24 protein-coding genes are annotated in these 23912 nt (G+C 69.7%); 7 read left to right on the top strand and 17 right to left on the bottom strand.

The window, feature by feature from the left end; genetic code table 11:
• Window positions 1–3: 3 nt before the first annotated feature.
• Window positions 4–1593, bottom strand: a complete 1590-nt coding sequence (locus tag K6753_RS10425; RefSeq protein ID WP_223676376.1) for an ATP-dependent DNA ligase — start codon at window positions 1591–1593, stop codon at window positions 4–6.
• Window positions 1590–2597: a ligase-associated DNA damage response exonuclease gene (locus tag K6753_RS10420; RefSeq protein ID WP_223676375.1), complete on the bottom strand. Its 1008-nt coding sequence runs from the start codon at window positions 2595–2597 to the stop codon at window positions 1590–1592. Before K6753_RS10420 ends, K6753_RS10425 begins: the two co-directional genes overlap by 4 nt.
• Window positions 2598–2705: 108 nt before the next feature.
• Between K6753_RS10420 and K6753_RS10415 the strand changes: the two genes are divergently transcribed.
• Both K6753_RS10415 and K6753_RS10410 read left to right on the top strand, forming a co-directional pair.
• A complete protein-coding gene (locus K6753_RS10415) occupies window positions 2706–3920 on the top strand; it encodes an NAD(P)/FAD-dependent oxidoreductase (RefSeq protein WP_223676374.1) in 1215 nt (404 codons plus the stop codon).
• Window positions 3921–3950: 30 nt separating this feature from the next.
• Complete coding sequence (locus K6753_RS10410) at window positions 3951–4415, top strand: MgtC/SapB family protein (protein WP_223676373.1); 465 nt, start codon at window positions 3951–3953, stop codon at window positions 4413–4415.
• Window positions 4416–4520: 105 nt separating this feature from the next.
• Here the strand turns inward: K6753_RS10410 and K6753_RS10405 are convergent, their stop codons facing one another.
• The 7 genes from K6753_RS10405 to K6753_RS10375 all read right to left on the bottom strand — a co-directional run bounded on the left by K6753_RS10405 (window position 4521) and on the right by K6753_RS10375 (window position 10978).
• Window positions 4521–5228, bottom strand: a complete 708-nt coding sequence (locus tag K6753_RS10405) for a YiaD family glycine zipper/OmpA-like lipoprotein (protein WP_425492107.1) — start codon at window positions 5226–5228, stop codon at window positions 4521–4523.
• 171 nt (window positions 5229–5399) lie between these two features.
• Window positions 5400–6836, bottom strand: a complete 1437-nt coding sequence (locus tag K6753_RS10400) for a cryptochrome/photolyase family protein (RefSeq protein ID WP_223676371.1) — start codon at window positions 6834–6836, stop codon at window positions 5400–5402.
• 16 nt (window positions 6837–6852) lie between these two features.
• Window positions 6853–7686, bottom strand: a complete 834-nt coding sequence (locus tag K6753_RS10395) for an RsiV family protein (RefSeq protein WP_223676370.1) — start codon at window positions 7684–7686, stop codon at window positions 6853–6855.
• Window positions 7687–7803: 117 nt separating this feature from the next.
• Window positions 7804–8517, bottom strand: a complete 714-nt coding sequence (locus K6753_RS10390) for a pseudouridine synthase (RefSeq protein ID WP_223676369.1) — start codon at window positions 8515–8517, stop codon at window positions 7804–7806.
• Window positions 8518–8536: 19 nt separating this feature from the next.
• The gene (locus K6753_RS10385; RefSeq protein ID WP_223676368.1) at window positions 8537–9697 is read right to left on the bottom strand and encodes a PAS domain-containing protein; all 1161 of its coding nucleotides are present in this window, start codon (window positions 9695–9697) and stop codon (window positions 8537–8539) included.
• A gap of 99 nt (window positions 9698–9796) precedes the next feature.
• Window positions 9797–10084, bottom strand: a complete 288-nt coding sequence (locus K6753_RS10380) for a GNAT family N-acetyltransferase (protein ID WP_223676367.1) — start codon at window positions 10082–10084, stop codon at window positions 9797–9799.
• A 75-nt stretch (window positions 10085–10159) separates the two neighbouring features.
• Window positions 10160–10978, bottom strand: coding sequence for a hypothetical protein (locus K6753_RS10375; RefSeq protein WP_319936666.1), 819 nt, complete (start codon window positions 10976–10978; stop codon window positions 10160–10162).
• Window positions 10979–11288: 310 nt separating this feature from the next.
• On the opposite strand from K6753_RS10375, the gene K6753_RS10370 reads away from it, so the two are divergent.
• Window positions 11289–11483: a hypothetical protein gene (locus tag K6753_RS10370; RefSeq protein ID WP_223676366.1), complete on the top strand. Its 195-nt coding sequence runs from the start codon at window positions 11289–11291 to the stop codon at window positions 11481–11483.
• Between the two features lie 63 nt (window positions 11484–11546).
• Here the strand turns inward: K6753_RS10370 and K6753_RS10365 are convergent, their stop codons facing one another.
• Both K6753_RS10365 and K6753_RS10360 read right to left on the bottom strand, forming a co-directional pair.
• The gene (locus K6753_RS10365; protein ID WP_223676365.1) at window positions 11547–12152 is read right to left on the bottom strand and encodes a rhomboid family intramembrane serine protease; all 606 of its coding nucleotides are present in this window, start codon (window positions 12150–12152) and stop codon (window positions 11547–11549) included.
• A gap of 88 nt (window positions 12153–12240) precedes the next feature.
• Window positions 12241–12873, bottom strand: a complete 633-nt coding sequence (locus K6753_RS10360) for a glutathione S-transferase family protein (RefSeq protein WP_223676364.1) — start codon at window positions 12871–12873, stop codon at window positions 12241–12243.
• 102 nt (window positions 12874–12975) lie between these two features.
• On the opposite strand from K6753_RS10360, the gene K6753_RS10355 reads away from it, so the two are divergent.
• Complete coding sequence (locus K6753_RS10355) at window positions 12976–14751, top strand: M14 family zinc carboxypeptidase (RefSeq protein ID WP_223676363.1); 1776 nt, start codon at window positions 12976–12978, stop codon at window positions 14749–14751.
• A 188-nt stretch (window positions 14752–14939) separates the two neighbouring features.
• Window positions 14940–15998 (top strand): YbaY family lipoprotein, encoded by a 1059-nt coding sequence (locus K6753_RS10350; RefSeq protein WP_223676362.1) that lies wholly within the window; start codon window positions 14940–14942, stop codon window positions 15996–15998.
• Between the two features lie 122 nt (window positions 15999–16120).
• Here the strand turns inward: K6753_RS10350 and K6753_RS10345 are convergent, their stop codons facing one another.
• Complete coding sequence (locus K6753_RS10345; protein WP_223676361.1) at window positions 16121–16720, bottom strand: YdeI/OmpD-associated family protein; 600 nt, start codon at window positions 16718–16720, stop codon at window positions 16121–16123.
• A gap of 46 nt (window positions 16721–16766) precedes the next feature.
• Complete coding sequence (gene thpR, locus K6753_RS10340; protein WP_223676360.1) at window positions 16767–17363, bottom strand: RNA 2',3'-cyclic phosphodiesterase; 597 nt, start codon at window positions 17361–17363, stop codon at window positions 16767–16769.
• A 99-nt stretch (window positions 17364–17462) separates the two neighbouring features.
• On the opposite strand from thpR, the gene K6753_RS10335 reads away from it, so the two are divergent.
• Window positions 17463–18296, top strand: a complete 834-nt coding sequence (locus K6753_RS10335) for an SDR family oxidoreductase (protein WP_223676359.1) — start codon at window positions 17463–17465, stop codon at window positions 18294–18296.
• Window positions 18297–18319: 23 nt separating this feature from the next.
• Here K6753_RS10335 and K6753_RS10330 read toward each other — a convergent pair whose 3' ends face one another.
• The 4 genes from K6753_RS10330 to K6753_RS10315 all read right to left on the bottom strand — a co-directional run bounded on the left by K6753_RS10330 (window position 18320) and on the right by K6753_RS10315 (window position 23158).
• Window positions 18320–18898 (bottom strand): SRPBCC domain-containing protein, encoded by a 579-nt coding sequence (locus K6753_RS10330; protein ID WP_223676358.1) that lies wholly within the window; start codon window positions 18896–18898, stop codon window positions 18320–18322.
• Window positions 18899–19259: 361 nt separating this feature from the next.
• Window positions 19260–21149: an ATP-binding cassette domain-containing protein gene (locus K6753_RS10325; protein ID WP_223676357.1), complete on the bottom strand. Its 1890-nt coding sequence runs from the start codon at window positions 21147–21149 to the stop codon at window positions 19260–19262.
• Window positions 21150–21204: 55 nt separating this feature from the next.
• Complete coding sequence (locus K6753_RS10320; protein ID WP_223676356.1) at window positions 21205–21897, bottom strand: DUF5666 domain-containing protein; 693 nt, start codon at window positions 21895–21897, stop codon at window positions 21205–21207.
• A 103-nt stretch (window positions 21898–22000) separates the two neighbouring features.
• A complete protein-coding gene (locus K6753_RS10315; RefSeq protein ID WP_223676355.1) occupies window positions 22001–23158 on the bottom strand; it encodes a pyridoxal phosphate-dependent aminotransferase in 1158 nt (385 codons plus the stop codon).
• Window positions 23159–23423: 265 nt separating this feature from the next.
• Between K6753_RS10315 and K6753_RS10310 the strand changes: the two genes are divergently transcribed.
• On the top strand, window positions 23424–23894 hold the full coding sequence (locus K6753_RS10310; RefSeq protein ID WP_223676354.1) for a DUF3293 domain-containing protein: 471 nt from the start codon (window positions 23424–23426) through the stop codon (window positions 23892–23894).
• Window positions 23895–23912: the final 18 nt, after the last annotated feature.

Genomic DNA, 23912 nt, shown 5'->3' with positions numbered 1-23912 from the left:
CTGTCATCGGGCCAGCGCCTTCAGCGTGTCGAGACGGTCGGCCTCACTGGCGGGCTTGTCGTGGCGCCAGCGCAGGATCCGCGGAAACCGCACCGCGATCCCCGACTTGTGCCGCGTCGACCGGTTCACCGCCTCGAAGCCCAGCTCGAACACGTGCACCGCCTGCACCGATCGCACCGGACCGAAGCGCTCCAGCGTGTGGCTGCGGATCCAGCGGTCGAGCTTGCCGATCTCCTTGTCGTCCAGCCCAGAGTACGCCTTGGCCACGGGCACCAGCGCGTCGCCGTCCCAAAGGCCGAACGTGTAGTCGGTATAGAGGTTGCTGCGCCGGCCGTGGCCGGCCTGCGCGTAGATCAGGACGGCGTCGATGGTCAGCGGGTCGACCTTCCACTTCCACCAGTCGCCGCGGCGGCGGCCGGACTGGTAGGTGGAGTCCACGCGCTTGAGCATCAGCCCTTCCACCCCACGCTCGCGCGCTTCGTCGCGCAGCTGCGCCGCCTCGTCCCAGCCGGCTGCGTCCACCTGCGGCGACAACGCGATACGCGCGTCGGCATGCACCGCCAGCACCTCGGCCAGGCGCGCCCGGCGTTCCACCAGCGGACGCTCGCGCCAGTCTTCGCCGGCGTGTTCCAGCAGGTCGTAGGCCAGCACCCGCACCGGCGTTGACGCCAGCGTCTTCGGCCCCGGCTTGCGGCGCTGGATGCGCGTCTGCAGCGCGGTGAACGGCTGCGGCTGGTCGGCGTCGCCGTGCCAGGCCAGGAGCTCGCCATCGATCACGCAGTCCGCCGGTAACGTCGCCGCTGCGTCTTCGATCTCCGGGAAGCGCCCGTCCAGGCGCTCCTCGCCGCGCGACCACAGCGCCACCTCGCCATCGCGGCGGATCAGTTGCAGGCGGATGCCGTCCCACTTCCATTCCAGCAGCCAGTCGTCGATGGCGCCGAGCGCGGGGGCGTCCTGCTCCAGCGGCGAAGCGAGGAAGAACGGGTACGGCTGCTGGCGGTCACCGGGCAGCTCTTCGGGTGACAGAAGCTGTCCGAGGAACCCCGGTGAGGGCCGCCACTCGCCCAGCATGCGCTGCGCGATCCGCGCGATGTCGATGCCCGACATCTCCGCCAACGCCTGCTGCACGGTGCGCTGGGACACGCCGATGCGCAGCGCCCCGGTCAGCAGCTTGTTGAACGCCAGGCGCTCGTCGAAGCCCAGCACACGCCAGCCCGACAGCACCGCCTCGCGACGCGCGTCTGGCGAGCCACCGGCCACCGGCAGCAACGTGTTCTCGATCCAGTCGTACAGCGGCCGGTCGTTCCGCTCGGGCGGGTCGTCCAGCAGCAACGTCGCGGTTTCGGCCAGGTCGCCGACGTGGTGGTAGCTGTCCTCCACCAGCCACGCCGGGTGGCCACTGGCCTCCACGATCCACTGCCGCAGCTCTCCGCTGCCGGCGATGCGCCGCAGCTTGCCGCCCGACAGCAGCCACAGCGCCCAGGCCGCGTCCGCCGGCGGCGCGTCGCGGAAATAGGCGACCAGCGCAGCGCGCTTGTCGAGCGTGCCGGTGGCTTCGCCCAGTTCCCGGTAGAGCGCGGCGAACCGCTTCACGACTCGTCCCCGTAATCGGTGCGGAACGCTTCGGCGGCAATGCCGTCCTCGTTTAGCGCGCGGATGATGGCGTCGGTGTTGCCATGCGTGGCGATCACCCGGCGCGCGCCGGTCTCGCGGATGGTCCGCATCAGGTCGGGCCAGTCGGCGTGGTCGGACACCTGGAAGCCGCGGTCGTAGTTGCGGCGCCGGCGGTTGCCGCGGATGCGCATCCAGCCCGACGCGAAGCCGACCTGCGACTTGCGGAAGCGTTTCATCCACGGGCTGCCGGCCGCCGAGGGCGGCGCCAGCACGAGGCGGCCGGCGAACTCGCTGCCCTTGTCGGCCTCACTCACCGGGTGCGTGGGCAACATGTCGATTCCCGCCTGGCGATACACTTCCACGCCGGTGGCCACCGCGCCGTGCAGCCAGGCCGGCTGGTCGGTCACTCGGCCCAGCTCGGCCAGCAGCCGCTGCGCCTTGCCCAGCGCGTAGCACAGCAGCACCGCGGCCTCGCCACGCGCGGCGCACTGGTCGCGCCAGGCGACGATCTCGCGCGCGACGTCCGTGGTGTCCGGCCACCGGTAGACCGGCAGCCCGAACGTGGCCTCGGTGATGAAGACATCGCAGGGCACGACTTCGAACGGCGCGCACGTCGGGTCCGGCTGGCGCTTGTAGTCGCCCGATGCCACCCACACCCGTCCGTCGACCTCGATCCGCACCTGCGCCGACCCCAGCACGTGTCCGGCCGGGTGCAGCGACACACGCGCGTCGCCCAGCTGGAAGGCCTCGCCGTACTCGTGTAGGTGGTAGGCCTGCTCGCCCAGGCGCCACTGCAGGATCGGCAGCCCGGCACGCGTGGAGTGGTACTGGCCCATGCCGCCACGGGCATGGTCGCCGTGGCCGTGCGTGATCACCGCGCGCGCGACCGGGCGCCACGGGTCGATGAAGAAGTCGCCGGCGGGGCAGTACAGGCCCTCGCGCCGCAGCACTACGAGGTCATTGTCCGGGTGGTCGTCGGCCATCGGTGCACGGTACGCAGCAGGCCGTCAGCGGCCCGCAAAGGCCGGCGTCCTCACCGCGGTCCAACGCGCCGCGTTGCAGCCTGTGTTCCCTGCCCCACCCTGCGCGCCATGGACCTCAAGAGCGGCTATCCCTTCTGGGCGATCAAGAACGGCCTGATGCATGCCTTCCCGCGGCTGGAGGCCGACCTGCGTTGCGATGTCGCCATCATCGGCGGTGGCATCACCGCGGCGTTGATCGCCAACGAGCTGGCCGCCCACGGGCATGAGGTAGCGGTGCTGGAGCAGCGCGACATCGGCTGGGGCAGCTCGGCCGCCAGCACCGCCCTGCTGCAGTACGAGATCGATACCCACCTGGTGGACCTGGCGCGACAGTACGGCGAGGACGATGCCGCCATGGCCTACCTCGCGTGCGCCGATGCCATCCCGGCGCTGCACGACATCGCGCGAGGACTGCGGGACGTCGACTTCGGCCTGATGGACAGCCTGTACTACGCCAGCAAGCGCCGGCACGTGGCCACGCTCCAGGACGAACTGGAGATGCGTCGTCGCCACGGGCTGGACGTGGAGTGGCTGGACGCCGATGCCCTGCGCAGCGATTACGGTATCGATGCGCCCGGCGCGATCCTCAGCCACCTGGCCGCGCGACTGGACCCGTATCGCATGGCGTACCGGCTGATGGCGCGCCTGCAGCGGGGCGGCACCGGCGTGTACGACCGCACCCGCGTCGACCGCATCGAGGCCACGCAACGCAGTGTCACCCTGCACACCGGCGATGGTGCGACCGTCCGCGCCGGCCATGTGGTGGTCGCGGCGGGCTATGCCTCCCAGCACTGGCTCAAGCCCCGCGTGGCGCGCAACCGCAGCAGCTATGCCTTCATCACCGACCCGGTCGACCCCGAGTGGCTGAGGGCCCTGGCCGGGACCATGGTGTGGGAGTCGGCGCGGCCCTACCTCTACCTGCGCAGCACCGGCGACGGCCGCCTGCTGGTGGGTGGCGAGGACGACAGCGTCGACATCCCCAAGCGCCGCGACGGGCGGGTCGACAAGAAGGCGCGCACGCTGGTCAAGCGGGTCGCCAAGGCCTTCCCGGGCATGGAGCTGACCCCGGCGTTCGCCTGGGCCGGGACCTTCGCCGAGACCGACGACGGCCTGCCGTTTTTCGGCCCCCATCCGCAGCACGGCAAACGCGTGCACTTCGCCATGGCCTATGGCGGCAATGGCATCACCTACAGCATGATCGGCGCGGGCCTGCTGCGCGCCGGGATCGAACGTCGTGCGCATCCGCTGCAGGTCCTGTTCGGGTTCGAACGGCTGGCGCGCTGACCGCGCGACACGACAACACAGGCAACGCACATGGAATGGATGGCACAGCTCTGGGTAGTGGCCGGCGTCGGCTACGCAATGGCGCTCGGCGGCGTCATCGGATTCGAGCGCGAGCTCAAGGACCGGCCCGCCGGCTTCCGCACCCACATGCTCGTCGCGGGCGCCGCCGCCCTGCTCGTGGGAATGGAGCGCCTTGTACTGGACGCGCACCAAGACATCGGTGACCTGCTCCAGGTGGATCCATTGCGCCTGGTCGAAGCGGTGGTCGCCGGTGTCGCGTTCATTGGCGCCGGCACGATATTCGCGCGGCGCGGGACCGGCGCGATCGCCGGGATCACGACCGCCGCGTCACTGTTGATGGTGGCGGTGATCGGCGTGGCGGTGGGCTTCGGGTTGCACGTCGCGGCGTTGGCCACGACCGCCCTCACGATGATCGTCCTGACCCTGCTGCGGGTGCTCGAACGCAAGCTGGGTCGCAAGCGCCGCGACGACTGACGGCCGCCCGCCGCGCGCCGGTCGCACCGGGCTTCCGGCGCGCATGCAAAAAAAAACAGGCCGCCCGAAGGCGGCCTGTGTCGTCACGTGTAGCTGGCTGGGGGATTACGAGCGCAGCGGCACCAGCGTGATCTCGACGCGGCGGTTCGCCGCGCGGCCCGCCTCGCTGTCGTTGCTGGCGATCGGGCGGCTCTCGCCGGCGCCGATGGTGATCATGCGGTCACGCATCACGCCCTTGCCGTTGAGGTAACCGGCAACGGTCGCGGCGCGGCGCTCGGACAGCCCCTGGTTGTAGGCGTCGGTACCCTGGCTGTCGGTATGGCCGGCCACCTCGACGATGGTCTGGTTGTACTCGTTGAGCGTGGCGGCGACGTTGTCCAGCACCGGGTAGAACTGCGGCTGCAGGCTGGCCTGGTCGAAGCCGAAGGTGATGTTGCTCGGCATGTTCAGGGTGATGTTGTCGCCCTGGCGGACGACTTCGACGCCGGTCCCTTCCATGCGCTCGCGCAGCGCGCGCTCCTGGCGGTCCTGGTAGTTGCCGATGGCGCCACCGGCAAGGCCGCCGATACCGACACCGACCAGCGCGCGCTGGCGGCGCTCGGTCGCGTCATCGCCGCTGAGCAGGCCGGCCACCGCACCCACGGCCGCACCGATCAGCGCGCCCTTCTGGGTCTGGCTCATGCCGTCCTGTTCCTGCGGCGGGTACTGCTGGGGCTGGCCGCCGTAGTAGCCACCACCGGTGGTGGCGCAACCTGCGAGGGCGGTGGCCATCGCGGCGGCGGCGAGGGCGAGCTTGGTCTGGGTCTTCATCATCGGGGAGGTCCTTTTTGTGTGCTGTGGGCCTGAATGCGACGCACACCTTAGGGTCGACTTCGTCTTTGATGGGTGACGGCGGCGCGGCGCGTTCAGCGTCTGTCCGGTAATCGTTTCGGATGCGTTGGGACGTCACGCCGTGACAGAACGCGACAAGCGGGTTGCATCGAATCAGCCCGTGGCGGGCGCACGCTCACGCTGCCGGCGATAGGCCTCCAGCGCGGCATCGCGCCCCTTCGCCAGGTCGACGATCGGGTGCGTCGGGTAATCCGGTGCGCAGTCGCGCAGCAGTTCCGGGAACCGCCACGGCGCGGAGCGCGCCGGTACCGGAAGCGCCGCCAGCTCGGGCACCCAGCGCGCGATGTACGCACCGTCCGGGTCGAACTTCTCCGCCTGCGTCACCGGGTTGAACACACGGAAGTACGGCGCGGCATCGGCGCCCGTGCCGGCGACCCACTGCCAGCCCAACGTGTTGCTGGCCAGGTCGGCATCAACGAGGGTGTCCCAGAACCACTCCGCGCCGTGGCGCCAGTGCACGCGCATGTGCTTGGTGAGGTAGCTGCCGACGATCATCCGCACGCGGTTGTGCATCCAGCCGGTCGTCCACAGCTCGCGCAGGCCCGCATCGACGATCGGCACCCCGGTGCGCCCGGCACGCCATGCATCCAGGTCCGCGCGCGAAGGGGGCGTCCAGTCGAACCCGTCGAACCGCGGGTTGAAGTTGGACGCGGGCGTTTCCGGGAAGTGGTGCAGCAGGTGGTGGGCGAACTCGCGCCAGCCCAGCTCCTTGATCGCGGTGTCGATATGCGCGGCCGTGCCCGCGCGGCGCGATTCTTCCAGCGTGTGCACCACGCGCCACGCCGCGATCTCGCCGAAGTGCAGGTGCGGCGACAGCCGCGACGTCCCGATCCGGTCGGGTCGGTCGCGGTCGTCGGCATACGCATGCAACGCCCCTTCGACGAAGGCCTCCAAGGCGTCCTCCGCGCCGGCTTCGCCGGGCTGCCAATGCGTCCAGAAGGCCCGGTCCCAGTCCAGAGCGGGGGCCAGCTTCAGCGCATCCAGCGACACCCCCGCCGGCCCGGCGTCACTGGAGGGCAACGAGGCCGGCGCGGCTTCGCACGCAGGGATGCGCCACTGCGCCAGCGCGGCTTTCCAGAAGGGCGTGAATACGCGGAACGGCGTGCCCTGCTTCGTCGATACCGTCCACGGCTCCAGCAGCAGCGCGCTGTTGAAACTCTCCACGTGCAGCCCCTGCTGCCGCAACGCCTTCTTGATGCGGGTGTCGCGCTGCTCGAGCGCCGGCTCGTAACGCCGGTTCCAGAACACCGCTTCGGCACCCGTCGCGGCAACCAGCGTCTCCAGGGTGTCGAGGCTGGGGCCGACGAACAGGCGCAGCCTGCTGCCGCGCTCCTCGAGCGTGCCCGACAGCGCGTCGAGCGACCGGTGCAGCCAGGCATTGGACGCGGCACCCGGTGCCCATTCGCCGTGCTCGGACGGCGCGTGGATGTAGACCGGGACCGGCGTGTAGCCGCCATCCAGCGCGGCCTGCAGCGCGGGGTTGTCCGCCAGCCGCAGGTCGTTGCGGAACCAGACCAGCGCGGTGGCCATGGCGACGGAGGTGGCGTCAGCTGCCTGCGAACAGCGGGCGGTACTCGCTGGCCACGTGCGGCAGCAGCACCGCGGACGACACCTGCACGCTCTGCGTGCCGTCCGAATACGGACCGACCTGGTACGGGGGAAACACGAAGCGCAACCCGCTCAGGGTGCCGTCGGGACGCGCGATCGGCTCGAACTGCGCGAAGTTGTCGGCCTCGGCCTCCGTGCCCTCGTCGATCATGCCGCCGGCGGTGCGCACCACCTCGGCGCGCTGCTCGGGTGGCAGCTTGTCGGCATCGATGCGCTGCGACAGCGCCGTGTGCAGTTGCTCGCGCACGTGGCCGGACACCGCGGCCCAACCCTCCTGCGTGGGGATCAGGTCCTGCGCGCGGAGCATGCGCTGCTGCTGCGGCAGCCACACGAAACGTGCCAGAAGCGGCGCGGCGTGCGCACCGCCGGTGTACATGCTGCCGTCGCCCGCGACCGCGACCAGCCCCGGCGAATCGAGTACCTCGGTGAACGCCAGTGACAGGTCATACAGCCCGGCGCCCGGCTCGTCGCCGCGCTCCTCCACTGCATCGAGCAGCTCGGCACGCGCATTGTCGGCGTAGCGCTTCAGTTCCGTCGCCAGCCCCGGGTACTGCTCGATATCGGGCGGATAGCTGATCCCGATGATGTAGTCCGAGGTCGTTTCGACCACATCCTCAAGTTCAATCGGCTCGACGGGTGCGGCCTGCTGGCTGGTGGAAGGCGTCGGCTCGGCGGCCACCGGGTCCACCGTTTCGGGCTCCCGGTTGCAGGCGGCCAGGGCGAGCGAAAGCGCCAGCAAGGGCGCCAGGGTCCAGGTCGTGGGGCGGGTCATCGACTGCAATTCCTTGTGGCTGCCCGCGACGATAGGGGCGACGATGTGACGCTGTGATCTACGCAGGCCGCGGGCGGCGGCACGCGGCGATGCCGGGCGCGAATGCAGTAACGCGGATTACCAGTCGGTGCGGCCGGGCAACAGGCGCTGCAGCTCGGCATCGGTCAGGTTGCGCCACTGGCCGGTCTTGAGGTGCGCCAGCTTGACGTTGCCGATGCGCACGCGGACCAGGCGCTTGACCCGGTGACCGAAGTGCTGGGCCATCAGGCGGATCTGCCGGTTGAGCCCCTGCACCAGCACGATGCGGAACCCGAACTTGCCCAGCCGGCCGGTCTTGCACGGCAGCGTCGTCTGTCCGTGCACCGGTACGCCACGCGCCATGCCGCGCAGGAACTCGTCGGTCACGGCATGGTTGAGGCCGACCAGGTATTCCTTCTCCAGCTTGTTCTCGGCGCGCAGGATGTCGTTGACGATGTCGCCGTTGCTGGTCAGCAGGATCAGCCCTTCGGAGTCCTTGTCCAAGCGGCCGATCGGGAAGATGCGCTGCTCGTGTCCGACGAAGTCGACGATGTTGTCCTTGACGCCCGACTCGGTGGTGCACACCACGCCCACCGGCTTGTTGAGCGCGATGTAGACATGCCGGCGCTTGCCCTTGGCGGCCGTGCGCGTGCGCAGCGGCTGGCCATCGACCAGGACGGTGTCGCCCTCGCCCACCTCGCTGCCGACGCGGCCGCGCAACCCATTGATGGTGACGCGGCCTTCGGCGATCAGGCGGTCCGCTTCGCGGCGCGAGCAGGCGCCGGTGTCGCTGATGTATTTGTTCAGTCGCATGTCGTGGGAGGCCTGGCGGTCAGGGGGTGACTTCGCGCACCACCACGACCGCGCCGATCTTGTGGCCGTCGGCCGACCACAGCGGCTGTGCATCGCCCTGGGCCAGCACTTCGCTGCCGTCGCTGCGGCGGATGCGCCAGCGCCCACCGGTCACGACTTCGTCGCGCAGGATCGCGCGCGCCAGCGGCAGCTCGTCGAACGGGTGCGGTTCGCCGGATTCGGTGTACAGGCTGTAGGCCTCGGCGTAGTGCTCGGGCGGGACGTCCAGCAGCGCGCAGCCGTGCAGTGCTTCGGCGCGGCGATTGACGAACGTGATGCGTCCCGCGGCGTCGGTGATGATCACGCCGTCGGGCAGGTTTTCCAGCACGGCAGCGCGCTCGGCGAGCAGCCGCTCGACCTCGCGGCGCGCCAGCACGGTGGCGGTGAGCTCGACGCTGACGACCATCAACCCGCTGACGGCCCCGCCGGCATCGCGCAGCGGCTCCACCGTGGTGTCGAACCAGCACGGCTCCAGCACGCCATCGCCATCGCGATCCAGCTCGAACGCGACCTCGCGGTCCTCGAGCCGCTCGCCGGTCCGATACGCCTGGTCCAGCCGCTTCATGGACTCGTGGCCGGCCAGGTGAGGGAACGCCTCGGCCAGCGTCAGGCCCTCGACATTGCGCCCACCGACGATCTGGCGTGCGCGCCAGTTGCTTAGCTCGACCCGGTGTTCCGGGCCCTCGGTAACGGTAATCGCCACCGGCGCCTGCGACAGCAGCAGCCGGAAGCGTTCGCGCGCCATCTGTGCACGGGCGGCAGTGGCCTGCCCCTGCTCCTGCGCGCGCTTGATGAAGTCGACGTCGGTGTTGGTCCCGACCCAGCCGGTGACCGTGCCGCTTCCGTCGCGCACCGGGAACGCCCGGGCCACATGCCACCGGTACTGGCGGTCCGCGCCCCGCAACAGCCGGAACTCGACCTCGTACGGCTCGCCCGTCTGCAGCGCGGATGCCCAGCGCTGCACGGCTTCGATCAGGTCATGGGGGTGGCAGAGGTTCTTCCAGCCGTGCGCCAGGACGCTGGCCGCGGTGACGCAGAAGTAGTCGGTGACGGCAGGGTTGACGTAGTCCAGCGTGCCATCCGGGCGCGCCGTCCAGACCTGGATGGGAAGGGCGTCGAAGGCGGTGGCGTGGATGGACATTGCGGGATTCTACGCAGTGCACCGGCGGCTGTCGCCGTGCGGAACGATGCGCGCGCGGGTCCGCGCGGCTGTCCATCGCCTGCTGGCGGGCCGGGTTGGTCAGGCCGCCCGCAGGTCCTCGACCTCGGGGTGGCGCCGCATCCAGGCGTCGGCGTACGAGCAGGCCGGGTGCACGCGAAGGCCTTCGGCCCGGGCGTGCTCCAGCGCGTGCCGGACCAGTCGCCCGGCAATGCCGCGTCCGCCGATCGCGTCGGGCACCCAGGTATGGGTCAGCGTCATCACGCCGCCCTCGAGGCGGTAGTCGATGTAGGCGCGCTCGCCGTCGACGGTGGTGGCGAACCGGTGAACGTCCTGGTCGTGGTGGATCGGCGGGTCCTGGTCACCCATGCAAGTCTCCTGGTGGCCGGCCCCCGTTTCTTCGGGGACGCCGGCCTGGTGGTGGTGGAAATGGGAGTAATCGGGTCAGCGGTTGTCGCGCTTGCCCTGGTTGTGCCGGCCCTGCGTTCCGATGCTGCCCTGGATCGCCTGCATGCGGCTTTCGGCGGCGTGCAGCTCCTCGGCCTTGCCGGCCGCGTCGCCGGACTGGAAGCCGGCATCCGGCGTCGGCGCACCCTGGCCACCCAATTGTTGCCACGGGTGGGGCTCGCGGTCGTGGGCGTGCTTGGCTTCGAGCAGTTTGCGTGTGTTCTCCAGCGCCTGCTCGGGTGTGATCCTGCGCTTGCGGGCGGTGCTGCGCCTGGTGGCGGGCTTGCGGGCGGCCGGGGAGGCGGTCTTGCGTGCCGTCGATTTTGCCGGGGACTTGCGCACCGCCTTCTTCGCGACAGTCTTGCGGGCGGACTTCGCCGGCGTCTTTGCGACCTTGGCGGCGGACGTCTTGCGAGCGCCGGCCTTCTTCGCAGGTGTCCTGGTGGTCGCCTTTCGTGGCGTCTTCTTTGCAGCCTTCTTGGTGGCGACCTTCTTCGTCGCCTTCTTCGCAGCCGTTCTCGCAGCCGTTTTCTTCGCAGCCTTCCTGGCGGACGTTTTTGCAGCCGTCTTCTTCGTGGCCTTCTTCGCCGCTGTCTTCCCTGCGGTCTTCCGGGCGGCCGTCTTCGTGGTCATGGACTTCCTGCCGACCGACTTCTTCGCGGCGCCACGCTTGGTGGCCGCCTTTTTCGCTGCCGACTTCTTCGTCGCAGCCTTCGTGGCTGCGGCCTTCTTGGCAGTCTTGCGGGCGGGGGACGCCTTTTTCGCAGCCTTGCGGGCCGGGGTGGCGGTCTTCTTGGCGGCTTTCCGGGTCGCCATGCGTGCCTCCTGTGGGGTCGTGGACGGGCTCGGGCGGCCACAGCCGCCGGCCATTGCGTCGTAACACGCCAAACCTTCAGGCCGGGTGAGCGCCGGCAGGTGTCACAGGCAGGCCGACACCGGTCCAGGAGTGACCCGGTGTGTCAGCCGCTTGCGTTGGAACCAGGACACGCACCCTCGCTCCCCACCCGGCCGCCCTGCCGGACCGCGACCCGCGTGGAGGATCCCGAAACCAGGGACCTGCTGGCATGGAATCTGCGGCAGGTCTGCCAAGGGGATCACGGAATCACACTTGGAGGGGAACGCCACCATGAACGTGTTGCAGAAGCATCAGATCGAGTCGGCCAGCGACGAAGAACTCGTGGAACGGCTGTACGACATCGCCTGCGAGGGCGCCGACAACGACGAACTGGACCGCCTGGATGCCGTCATCTACGGCCGGCTGGTGACAGCCTACGGTGAACCCGCGGCTATCGCCGAGGGGCCGCGGTCGCTGGCGGCCTGAAGCCTTCCCCACTTCTCCGCTGCCCCCCATTCCGCAGCGGGCCGTTGACGCATCAGCAGGCGGTCATCCGAACGAAGGGCTGGCCAGCCGCTCCAGGAACAGCCCCGCGATGCGCGGCTCCATCAGCAGCATGAACAGCACGCCGTAGATCGCGCCCGACAGGTGCGCATTGTGGTTGGTGTTGTCGCCGCCCTGCCGGTCCATCCAGAACGAATAGCCGACGTAGAACACGCCGTAGAGGATCGCCGGCACCGGCAGGAAGAACACGAAGATCAGCGACCACGGCTGCACCAGGATGAAGGCGAACAGCACCGCCGACACCGCGCCCGACGCGCCCAGGCTGCGGTACTGCACATCGTGCCGGTGGCGCAGGTAGGTCGGCAGGATCGCGATGACAATGGCCGACAGGTAGAACAGCACGAAGCCGACCGGGCCGATCATCGAACTGATCACCTGCTCGGCGAAGCGGCCGAAGAAGAACAGCGTGATCATGTTGAACAGCAGGTGCTGCCAGTCGGCGTGGATGAAGCCGTGCGTCAGCAGCCGGTCGTACTGGTGCTTGCGGTCGATGGCGGGCGGCCAGAGGATCAGCCGGTCCAGCAGGCGCGGGTTATTGAAGGCCAGCCACGTGACCAGCACGGTCACGGCGATCAGGATCAGGGTCAGCATCAGGTAATGGGTCCGGTAGCAGGCGTGCGGCCGCCCGGGCCGCGATGCGAAGCACGCAGCCTAACGGATGCGCACGCCGGGCATCGGCTCAGGCCCACTCCTCCAGGCCTTCGCGCTCGTACAGCGTGCGGAAGCTGGGGCGTGCGCGCATGCGCTGGGCGTGCGCGGCCAGGTGCGGCCACGAGGTCGCCGGCTGCGGCATGTTGCGCGACCAGCGCATCAGCATCGTCAGGTAGAAGTCGGCGACGCTGACCGCATCGCCCAACAGGTACGGGCCATGCGCACCCAGGTGCGCGTCGATGCGGTCCCAGCAGGCTTCGATACGCGGACGCACCGCCTCGCGGGCGGCGTCGGCATAGGCCTCGCCCGCGGCTTCCTGCGGATACCACCAGAGCCGGAACAGCGGCTGCACGGCGTTGGCCAGGTGGAACATCCACTGGTAGAGCGAGGCGCGCCGCGGATCGCCCTGCGGCGGTACGAACCCGGCCTGGGGGTGCGCGTCGGCCAGCGTCAGCAGCAGCGCGGCGGCTTCCGTCATCGGCTGGCCGTCGACCACCAGCGTCGGCACCACGCCGCCGGGGTTGAGGGCGAGGTACCCGGGCTGCTTCTGGTCGCCGGCCTTCAGGTCGAGCAGGCGCAACTCGTGCGGAATATCGAGCTCAAGCAGCAGCCAGTGCACGGCAAAACTGGCGGCGCCGGGGGCGTAATACAGGGTGTGCATGCGAAGGCTCCGATGGGAGCGTGAAGTCTAGGGCGTGGCGCGGTGCAGGGAAGCACCCCGCTTCGTCCTTTACCATCCGCCCTTCGTTCCTGGAGCCTGCCGATGACCCCGACCCTGCGCCCCGCGCTGCTCGCCGCCCTGCTCGCCCTGCCCGCTGCCGCCCTGTCGCAAACGGCACCGATCACCACCCACGCCGAGCGCAGTGGCTTCATCCAGACCGGGCGGTACGACGAGGTCACGCAGTTGTGCGAGGCGTTCGCGGCGCAATACCCGGACCGGGTGAAATGCGAGCGCTTCGGCACCACGCCGGAGGGCCGCCCGATGCACGTGCTGGTGGCGACCGACACCGGCGCCTTCACCGCACGCGACGCCGCCGAGCGCGGCATCCCGGTGACGCTGATGCAGGGCGGCATCCACGCCGGCGAGATCGACGGCAAGGACGCGGGCTTCCTGGCGCTGCGGCAGTTGCTCGAGGGCGAGGCGGCCGAGGGCGCACTGGCCAAGCAAGTGCTGCTGTTCGTGCCGGTCTTCAACGTCGATGGACACGAGCGCTTCGGCGCGTGGAACCGACCCAACCAGCGCGGGCCCGAGCAAATGGGCTGGCGCACCACGGCGCAGAACTACAACCTCAACCGCGACTACCTGAAGGCCGACGCGCCGGAGATGCGCGCGATGCTGGCGCTGCTGGACGCGTGGGACCCGCTGGTGGTCGCCGACCTGCACGCCACCAATGGCGCGCAGTTCGAGCACGACATCGCCATCCAGGTCGAGCCGCTGCACGGTGGCGACGGGGTGCTGCAGGTGATCGGCACGCAGCTGCGCGATGCCACCATCGCCCGCCTGGCCGACCAGGGCGCGCTGCCGCTGCCGTTCTATCCCTCGTTCGTCGAGCACGACAACCCCGCGTCGGTTATCGAGGACGGTGCCGCCCCGCCGCGGTTCTCGCAGGGCTACGTGTCGGCGCGCAACCGCTTCGGAATGCTGGTCGAAACCCACTCCTGGAAGGACTATCCGACCCGCGTGGCATTGACGCGCAACACGATCGTCGCGGTGGTCGAACTGGTCGCGCAGCACGGCGCGCAGTGGCTGGACGCGGTGCAGGCGGCCGACGCGCGTGCCGCGGCCATCGCCGGCACGCCGGTGCCGCTGGACTACAAGGCCACGGACGCCACGCGGACGATGCCGTTCCGTGGCTACGCCTACACCCGCACGCCGTCGGACGTGTCCGGCGCGCTGATGACGCGCTACGACGAGACTAAGCCGCAGGTCTGGAACATCCAGGTGCGCGACGAGGTGGTGCCGGGGCGCGTGGTCGAGGCCCCGGGCGCCGGCTACCTGGTGCCGGCCACGCACGCGGGCTGGGTCGCGGAGCGGTTGGACGCGCACGGCGTGCAGTACCGCACGCTGGATGCGGCGCTTGAGGACGTGGGGGTGCAGGCGTTCCGTGCCGACACGGCCGAGTTCGCTGCCCGGCCGCTGGAGAGCCACCAGCGGCTCACGCTGCAGGGCGACTGGGCCGGCGAGACGCACGACCTGGCTGCCGGCGCGCTGTTCGTCCCGATCGCCCAGCCGCTGTCGCGCGTGGTGATGGCGATGCTGGAGCCGCAGGCACCGGATTCGCTGGCCGCGTGGGGCTTCTTCAACAACCACTTCGAGCGCAAGGAATACATGGAGCCATACGTGGCCGAGGCCGTGGCGCGCGAGATGCTGGCCGCCGATCCCGCGCTGAAAGCCGAGTTCGAGCGCCGCGTGCGCGAGGACGAAGCCTTCGCCAGGGACCCCGCCGCGCGACTGGACTTCTTCTACCGCCGCCACAGCGCGTGGGACGATCGGCTGAACCTGTATCCGGTGCTGCGCGTCGATACCGCGCCGAATTAACCGAAACGACCCCTACCCCTGTAGGAGCGGCTTCAGCCGCGATCTGAAGTCGGTCGTACGGTCAAGGTTCCGATCGCGGCTGAAGCCGCTCCTACAAAGGCGCTGGCCGCGGCCCCGGCGTGCCCATGACAACCGGCTAACACGCCTCCTCCGGATAATCCGGGCTCCCGCGTTCACCGGAGTCCGCCATGCCCCGTCTCCCCTTTGCCTCGCCGATCGGCATGGCGCTCCTGGCCGCTGCAACCGCGCTCGCGCTGCCCGCGTGCCAGTCACGCGACCGCGGCGTCAGTGCGCCCGGGCCGGACGACATGCCCTACGGTGAAGCACCCGCCACAAAGGGATCGATCGTCGGCACCGCCACCTACCGTGAGCGCATCCGCGTGCCCGGTGCGCGGTTGCACGTCCAGTTGATCGATAACCAGTTGGCGGACACGCAGGCGGCCGTCATCGCCGAGACCCGCATCGACAACGCGTCCGGCCCGCCATACCGCTTCACCCTGCCCTTTGATCCGGCCAAGGTCCGCGACGGCGGCCGCTACGGGCTGCATGCATCGCTGTACGACGGCGACGGCCGGCTGTGGTTCGTGACCAACACCCGCACGCCGGTCACGCCGGGGCAGGAAATCGCCGTCCAATTGGCCATGGTCCGTGCAGCCGCGGACGCGAGCGCCTCCGCTGCCCCGGTCGGCGACCGTGCCGTGGTGCACTGGCAATGCGGCGACCTGCGTGTCGCCAGTCGGTTCGACCTGCCGCCAGCAGCGGTTCAACTGTGGTGGTCGGGCCGCAACGCAACGCTGCCGCAGGCCATGGCCGCGTCCGGCGCGCGCTACGCCGAAGCCGGCAACGAGTTCTGGACCAAGGGCGACATCGCCCGCTTCACGTTGGCGGGCAACGAGCCACGCGAATGCACTCGCAGCGATGTGGCGTCGCCGTGGTACGAGGCCGCGCAACGCGGCGTCGCATTCCGCGCGGTCGGCAACGAGCCGGGCTGGTGGTTGGAAGTGGGCAGTGGTGCGACGCCGACGATCCGGGCCGAACTCGACTATGGCGAGCGCAGCGTGGAGGCGCGTAGTCGCGCGACGGACGAGGGGTTTGCGGGCGAGGCGGCCGACGGGTCCGCCGTCGCCCTGTCGATCCGCCGCGAGCCGTGCAGCGACGGGATGAGTGGCGAGGCCTTCGAGGCTGCGGCTGAGCTGCGGGTCGGGGATCGAACGTACCGCGGGTGTGGAGCGTACCTGCAGGAGTAGGCCGCGCCGTTCCACGCCACAGCCAGATGCCCCTGTAGGAGCGACGTAAGTCGCAACCCGCACAGTCGACCGTATCCCGGTGGCGACTCACGTCGCCCCTGCAAGGTGGGGGCGCGACGGCCTCAGCAATTCTGGTACTTCCAGTGCCGCGGCTTGCCTTCGGCGATCCATTCCACCGCCTGTGCCAGGCGGCGCTCGCGTGTCGCCGCCTGCCTGGCTTCGACGATCCACTCGATGTACTCGCGACGCTTGCCGGGCGTGAAGCCGTCGAAGTGGCGGCGCGCAGCAGGAGACGCATCGAGGGCGCGTGCCAGGTCGTCCGGCGTATCCAGGGTCGGCTTGGGCTTGGCGTCCCGGGTGCGCGGCACCTTGACGCCGGCATCGACGAGCGCCATGGCGCGGCGAACGTAGCCGTCGAACTGGCGTGCCGGCGGCAGGTCCGCGACCTTCGTGATGCGCCCGAACTGCCCCATCGCCTCGCCCTGCGCGTCGCCCACCACCTGCGCGCCCTGCCAGAAACCGAAAGCGACGTGCTGCTTGAACGACGCCATCTGGCACAGCAGCTTGCCCTTGTAGAGGAAGGCGGGCGCACTCCACTTGAGCGTTTCCTCCGCATCCGGGCAGGCGGACTGCACGCGCTTGCGCAGGTGCCGCAGGATCGGCCGGGCGAAATCGGTCGACGTTTCGATGTAGGCGTCGATGCGCGGGTCGTTGGTGGTCATCGCGATCTCCTGCCGGACCGGGTGTGGAATGGAAACCTCGCTGCCATCAGCGGACGGCACGACGGCCGTCGCCCAGGGGCCAGCGCCCGTGCGAACGGTATGCCCCCGCCTGGCTGGAGACGAGCGCGAACTCCCGCACCAGCCACACGATGTCGACCAACGTATCGGCGGGCGGTGCGCGGTCGCAGCCGCGCAGCACGGTGACGTGTGGCCTGAACGCGGTATCGGGTGGCCGCCGGATGCGCGCACCCAACAGCGCCGCGTCGAGCACCTGCCACAACGCCTGCAGCCCCGGCGGCGTCGCATCGGGCCCCAGCCACCACAGCCAGCCGCGACCTTGCCGGAAGCTGCCAAGCCGGGACAGCCGCAGGTCGAACGCGGGCACGCACACGGTGGCGGCGGCGCGGCATGCGGCGTCCACGAGCAACGCCGGCGCGTTGTCGAACTCGCCCAGGTAACTCAGCGTCAGGTGATAGAGCGCGGGCGCTGTGCGTCGGCCCGATATGCCGGCGCCGAGCTGCGTATCCACGCCGCGCGCCATCGCCTCGCGCGTGGACGCATCGGGCAGCAGCGCGAAGAACAGGCGCTGGTGTCGACGTGGATCGGGCGTCGGCGGCCTGCCGGCGGGGTCGGGCTGGTGCATGTGCGGAAGTCTAGGCGCTCCACCTCGATGCGGCCCACTTCATCGCCCGGCCACGCGCGCTTGCCGACCATGCCGCCCCCACCCCCAGGAGAGACCGCCATGGCGACCCGGAAGCAGGCATCCCCCGGCAACCAGAGCACGATGAACCCGCAGCCGGACACCATCCGCGACGACTACCGGGGCTCGGGCAAGCTGGACGGCAAGGTGGCACTGGTCACCGGTGGCGACAGCGGCATCGGCCGCTCCGTGGCGGTGCATTTCGCACGCGAAGGCGCCGACGTCGCGATCCTCTACCTCAGCGAGGACGGCGACGCGCGCGACACCGCGGACATGGTCGAGGCCGAGGGCCGCCGCTGCCTGCTGATCCGGGGCGATGCGCGGCGCGAGGCCCGCTGCCGCTCGGCCGTGGCGCGCACGGTCAAGACGCTTGGGCGACTGGACGTGCTGGTGAACAACCTGGCCGACCACGTCCCGCAGGACACGCTCGAAGACATCACCCCGGCGCAGCTGCGCGACACCTTCGAGAACAACGTCTTCCCGTTCTTCCACCTGACCCGCCATGCACTGGCGCACATGGGCAAGGGCAGCGCGATCATCAACACCGGCTCGGTGACATCGTTCCGCGGCAGCGACCACCTGATCGACTACGCCTCCACCAAGGGCGCGATCGAGACCTTCACCTACTCGCTGGCCAAGAACGTCGTCGAGCGCGGCATCCGGGTCAACGGCGTCGCACCCGGTCCGATCTGGACGCCGCTGATCGCTTCGAGCTTCAGCAAGAAGGAGCAGCGCGAGTTCGGGCGCAACACCCCCATGAAACGCCCCGGCCAGCCCAGCGAGCTGGGCCCGGCGTACGTGTATCTGGCGAGCGCCGACAGCAGCTACGTGACCGGGCAGTTCCTGCACGTCAACGGCGGCGGCTTCATGGGCTGAGCGCCATCAAACGCGCGTCGTGGTCATCGTGCCCCGGGGCCACGCATGCTGCCGATGTGGTCAACCAGCCCCTTGAGCTGCGTGGCCTGGACGCCGTCCACCACCGCGGCGAACGCGCCGATGTGGTCGGGCGCGTAACCGCCGGCGCGGTAGTGCATCACGATGCGGGTCATGTCGCGACGCTCGTCGCCGTCGGGCCCCTGTACCGGCTCCAGTCGGAACTCCAACACGCCGTGCAGGCCCATGCCCTGCAGCGGGCCGAGGCCGCCGGTCATGCGCAGCAGCTTGCCGGGATCGGTGAAGACCACCTGCAGGTGCTGCGCCTGGCGTATCCCGTCGATCTCGCAGAAGCATCCGCCCGCGCGCGCGTCGATCGACAGCTTCGACTCGGCGCCCCACCACGTGTGGTCCTTGGGCCACCAGCGGTCGATGTCATCGACCAGCGCGTCCCACGCGGTGGCCGCGTCCACCGCGACGACGGCCTCGTTCTCCAGGGTGAAGCCGGCCGCGGACTGGTCCTTCACGGCGGCAGTGGCCGGGGCGGCGAACGCGGCCAGGGCGATGCACGCAAGGCTGGCGCGGAGGCGGGTCGGGATGGACATGGCGGGCTCCGTGGGTCGAGGACGGTGATTAGGATGCCCTTGCGGGGTAGATCGCAAGGGTTCTGTGCAGCCAGCCCGCTCCGGCAACCAACGATTCACTGCCGTCATTCCCGCGAAGGCGGGAATCCATGGACGTACGGACATTGATCACGTGGCTCACTCGAGTGCGGCAGTAGAGATTGCGCGTGAACCACCGCGGCCTTTAGACCCTAGGGCAAAACTCGCATTCGAAACCCGAGCAACGTCCATGGATTCCCGCCTTCGCGGGAATGACGACTTGGAGGCGGGAATGACAACCTGGAAGTGGCGGCGGGGAATCGACTGAGCGTGAGAGGCGATGCGGAAGTCCGCATCACACGGCTCAGCCGTCCAACTCCGCCCAGCGCGCATAGGCCGCGTCCAGCTCGGCCTGCGTATCGGCCAGCGTGGCGTTGTCGGCGGCGATCAATGCGGCATCGCGCTGGAAGAACGACGGTTCCGCCATCGCCGCGGTCAGCTGCGCGATGCGTGCTTCCAGCGTCTCGATCAAAGCCGGTAGTTGCTCCAACTCGCGCGCGTCCTTGAAGCTGAGCTTGCGCTTGGGCGTTGTCGGCGTGGTGGCCGCCGCGGCGATCGGCGACACCGGCATGGGCGCCGACGGCGCCGCTGTGGACGCAGGCGCGGTGAACTCGACGCGGCGCTGGCGCAGCCAGTCGCTGTAGCCGCCGACGTACTCGCCAACGCGGCCACCGCCCTCCATCACCAGCGTGGACGTCACCACGTTGTCGAGGAAGTCGCGGTCGTGGCTGACCAGCAGCAGCGTGCCGGTGTATTCGCCAAGGATTTCTTCCAGCAGCTCCAGCGTCTCGACATCCAGGTCGTTGGTCGGTTCGTCCATCACCAGCAGGTTGGACGGTTGCGCGAACAGCTTGGCCAGCAGCAGGCGATTGCGCTCGCCGCCGGACAGCCGGGTGATCGGCGCGCGTGCGCGCTCGGGCGTGAACAAGAAGTCCTGCAGGTAGCCGATCACGTGCTTGGACTTGCCGCCGACCTCGACGAACTCGCGGCCTTCGGCGACGTTTTCCAGCGCGTTCCAGTCCTCGCGCAGGGTGGCGCGGTACTGGTCGAAGTACGCCACCTGCAGGTTGCTGCCCAGGCGCACCTCGCCGGACGTGGGCGCCAGCTCGCCCAGAAGCACCTTGATCAGCGTGGTCTTGCCGCTGCCGTTGGGCCCGATCAGGCCGATGCGGTCGCCGCGGAAGATGGTGGTGGAGACATCGCGCAGCAGCGGCTTGCCGCCGTAGTCGAACGATACGTCGCGAGCCTCGACGACCTTCTTGCCCGAGGACTCGGCCTGGGCGAAATCCATGCGCACGTTGCCGGTGTGGGCGCGGCGCTCGGCGCGTTCGTTGCGCATCGCCTTGAGCCGGCGCACGCGGCCTTCGTCGCGGGTGCGGCGGGCCTTGATGCCCTGCCGGATCCACACCTCTTCCTGCGCCAGCAACTTGTCGAAGCGCGCGTTCTCCTGCGCCTCGGCATTCAAGCGCTCCTCGCGCCGGCGCTCGTAGTTGCCCCAATCGCCCGGCCAGCTGGAGACCTGGCCGCGGTCGATCTCGACGATGCGCGTCGCCAGCGCCTTCAGGAAGCGCCGGTCATGGGTGACGAACAGCAGCGCGCCGGCCCAGCCCTTCAGGAAGGTCTCCAGCCAGTCGATCGCCTCGATGTCCAGGTGGTTGGTCGGCTCGTCCAGCAGCAGCAGGTCCGGCGCCGACACCAGCGCGCGCGCCAGCAGCACCCGGCGCTTCATGCCGCCCGACAGGCCCGAGAACGCGGCGTCGCCGTCCAGTCCGAGGCGTTCGAGCGTTTCGACCACGCGCTGGTCCAGGCTCCAGCCGCCGGCGGCCTCGATGCGGCCCTGGACCTCCGCCAGCGCGTCGCCGTCGAACGGCTCGGCGTGGCTCAGGTGGTGGTACTGGGCCAGCCAGGACCCGACCTCGCCCATGCCGCCGGCGACCACGTCCCACACGTCGCCGGCCGCGCCCGCGGGAACTTCCTGCTCCAGCCTGGCGATACGCACGGTGCCGTCACGGCGGACCTCACCGTCGTCCGGCACCAGCTCGCCGGCGATGAGTTTCATCAGGGTGGACTTGCCGGCGCCATTGCGCCCGATCAGCGCGATGCGCTCGCCGGGCTCGATGGACAGCTGGACGTTTTCAAGCAGCAGCGGGCCGCCGACGCTGTAGTCGACGTCCTGGAGGGTGATCAAAGGCATCCAGCCATTCTACCGGCGCACGCCTCCGCGGCGGGCGCCGGTGTCACGACGCGGTTCAGCGGTCGCGGACGTTCACCTCGACCCAGATCCGCTCGGCCCACCAGTCGTTGCCGCGCGGACGTGCCTGGATCCGCAGCACGTCGCCGCGTTCGAGCTCGTCGGGGCGGTAGAACTGGCCGCGGTATTCCACGGCGGTGCGCTCGTCGTAATAGACGCGCTCCTCGCGGCCGCTGTAACCGCCCCGCGTGACGCCGATGACGCGCGAGCGAGTATCGACCCAGGCCACCGCACCACGCAGTTCGCCGCCGTAATAGCTGCCACCGTGGGCATCACGGACGTTCTGGACCACGTCGATCCGGCGCGCGACGAGGCGGTTGCCTGAGCGCACCGCGTCGATGCTGATGTGGTCGCCGCGCTCCAGCCCGTCCACCGGCAGCGAGCGGCCCTGGTAGACCAGCTGCGTGTTGCGGTCGTACATCACTTCGACCTGTCCGCCGCCGTAGCCGCTGCGGCCGTCCGCGCTCAGGAGGATGCGGCTGTAGCGGGCGTCCACGCCCTGCACGGTGCCAAGAATGCGCTCACTCCCATAGCTTCCGGGATAGCCCTGGTCGGGGTAGCCCTGGCCGGGATACCCGCCGTAGCCGCCTGGTCCGGTGACGCAGCCGGCAAGTGCCAGCAGCAACGCTGCCGCGCCCAGCACGCGGAAGCGATGAAGAAAAGAAGTCGTACGTGCGGCCGTCTGGCCCATGGCGATACTCCGCGGCAGAAAACCGCGCCAGCATCGGTAAGCCGCGGTGAATGCAGGGTTATCGCTCACGCGCTTCGTTCAGCGCACGAGGACGCCGCGCAAGTTACAGCGCGCGCAAGCGCTCGATCGCCGCGTCCAGCGTTGCTTCGTTCTTGGCGAAGCACAGCCGCGCCAGGTGCTGGCGGCGTGGCGGTTCGGCATAGAACGGCGACAGCGGGATCGCGCACACACCCTTCTCAACCGTCAGCCAGCGGCAGAAAGACGCATCGTCCAGGTCGCTCACCGTCGAATAGTCGACCAGCTGGAAGTAGCCGCCGGGAACCGTGAGCGGCTTGAGTTGAGTGCCCAGCAGCTGGTCGTGGAAGCGGTCGCGCTTGGCCTGGTAGAAGGCGCCGAGGCCCTCGTAGTGCGTGGGCTCGGCCTCGATCATCTCCGCGAACGCCGCCTGCGCCGGGGTGAAGGTGCAGAAGGTGTTGTACTGATGGACCTTGCGCAGCTCGGCCGACAACGCCGGCGGCGCGATGCAGTAGCCGACCTTCCAGCCGGTGCAGTGGTAGGTCTTGCCGAAGCTGGACACGACGAACGCGCGCTCGCGCAGCGCGGGATGGCGCAGCGCGGACTCGTGGCGCGCGCCGTCGAACACGATGTGCTCGTAGACCTCGTCCGACAGCAGGTAGATGCCGGTGTCGTGCAGCAGCGCCTCCAGCTGCGCGATGTCCGCGCCGTCGAACATGGCGCCCGACGGGTTGTGCGGGGTGTTGGTGATGATCATCCGCGTGCGCGGCGTGACCGCGGCGCGGATGCGCTCCCAGTCGGGGCGGAAGTGTGCCGGGTCCAGCGCCACGTGCACCGCGCGGCCACCCGCCAGGTCGATCGCGGGCTCGTAGCAGTCGTAGCAGGGGTCGAGCACGATCACCTCGTCGCCCGGCCGTACCACGGCGTGCACGGCGTCGAAGATCGCCTCGCTGGCGCCGGAGGTCACCGTGACCTCGGTGTCCGCGTCGGGCCGGTAGCCGTAGCAGCGCTCTGTCTTGGCCGCGATGGCCTGACGCAGCACCGGCAGGCCAGTCATCGGTGCGTACTGGTTCTTGCCCTCACGCATGGCGCGGTCCAGCGCCTGCACCAGTCGCTCGGGTACGTCGAAATCCGGAAAACCCTGCCCCAGGTTGACCGCACTGTGTTCGGCCGCCAGCTGCGACATCACGGTGAAGATGGTGGTGCCGATATTGGGCAGCTTGGTCTGGGGGGCGGGCACAGGCATGGGCGGAGTCCGGTGAATCAAAACGGAGGTCGAGTTTACGGAACAGCCGTGAGCCGGCATGCGAATGACGGCAAGCCGCCGAGGTTGGCCCCCTCGTAGCCGCCGTTTTGCGGCTCCCCCTGCTTGCTGGGGGAGGTTGGGAGGGGGTGCTCGTGACGCCGTGGCGCTTGAAAGACACCCCTCCCCAACCCTCCCCTCCTTCCCAGGGGAGGGGCCACGACACACCGCATTTGCACCCCCACCAATCACGCGGGACACTCCGTCCATGCGCACGCTCACCGTCGTCGACGCCGCCGACCTGGCGGCGGCCTATGCCGCAGCGCAGTACTGCGTGCTGATCGACGGCGATGCCCTGCCCCTGCGCGTGGGCCAGTCGGCGTCCGACGTGGAGGCGTACTGGCCGGCCGAGCGCTACGTCTTCATCACCGCGTGGAACCCGGCCTCCGAGCTCCATTCCGACACCGCCAACGAAACCGCCGACACGTTGCTGGTCGGCCAGCTCGATGCCGCTGGCGCTCCCCGGCAGGCCGCCTGGGCGCAGGGGACGGACGGCGATTGGCGCGAGCCGGGCTGGCTGGTGGCGGGACTGGATGACACCACCAGTTCTACCCTGGCGCAGGAGTTCGGGCAGGCCGGCGTCCTGGCGTGGGAGCGGGGACAGCCGGTGCGACTGAGGATGCTGCTGCATCGCCCGGCCGATGCGCCGGTCGACCCGCACACCGACTGGCTGGGATGAGCCGCCGCGGGCCGGGCG

It is taken from the genome of Novilysobacter selenitireducens (assembly GCF_020026895.1).
GTDB lineage: Bacteria > Pseudomonadota > Gammaproteobacteria > Xanthomonadales > Xanthomonadaceae > Lysobacter_C > Lysobacter_C selenitireducens.
The sequence above is the reverse complement of the archived record's forward strand: the minus strand, read 5'-3'. Positions and strand labels throughout refer to the sequence as shown.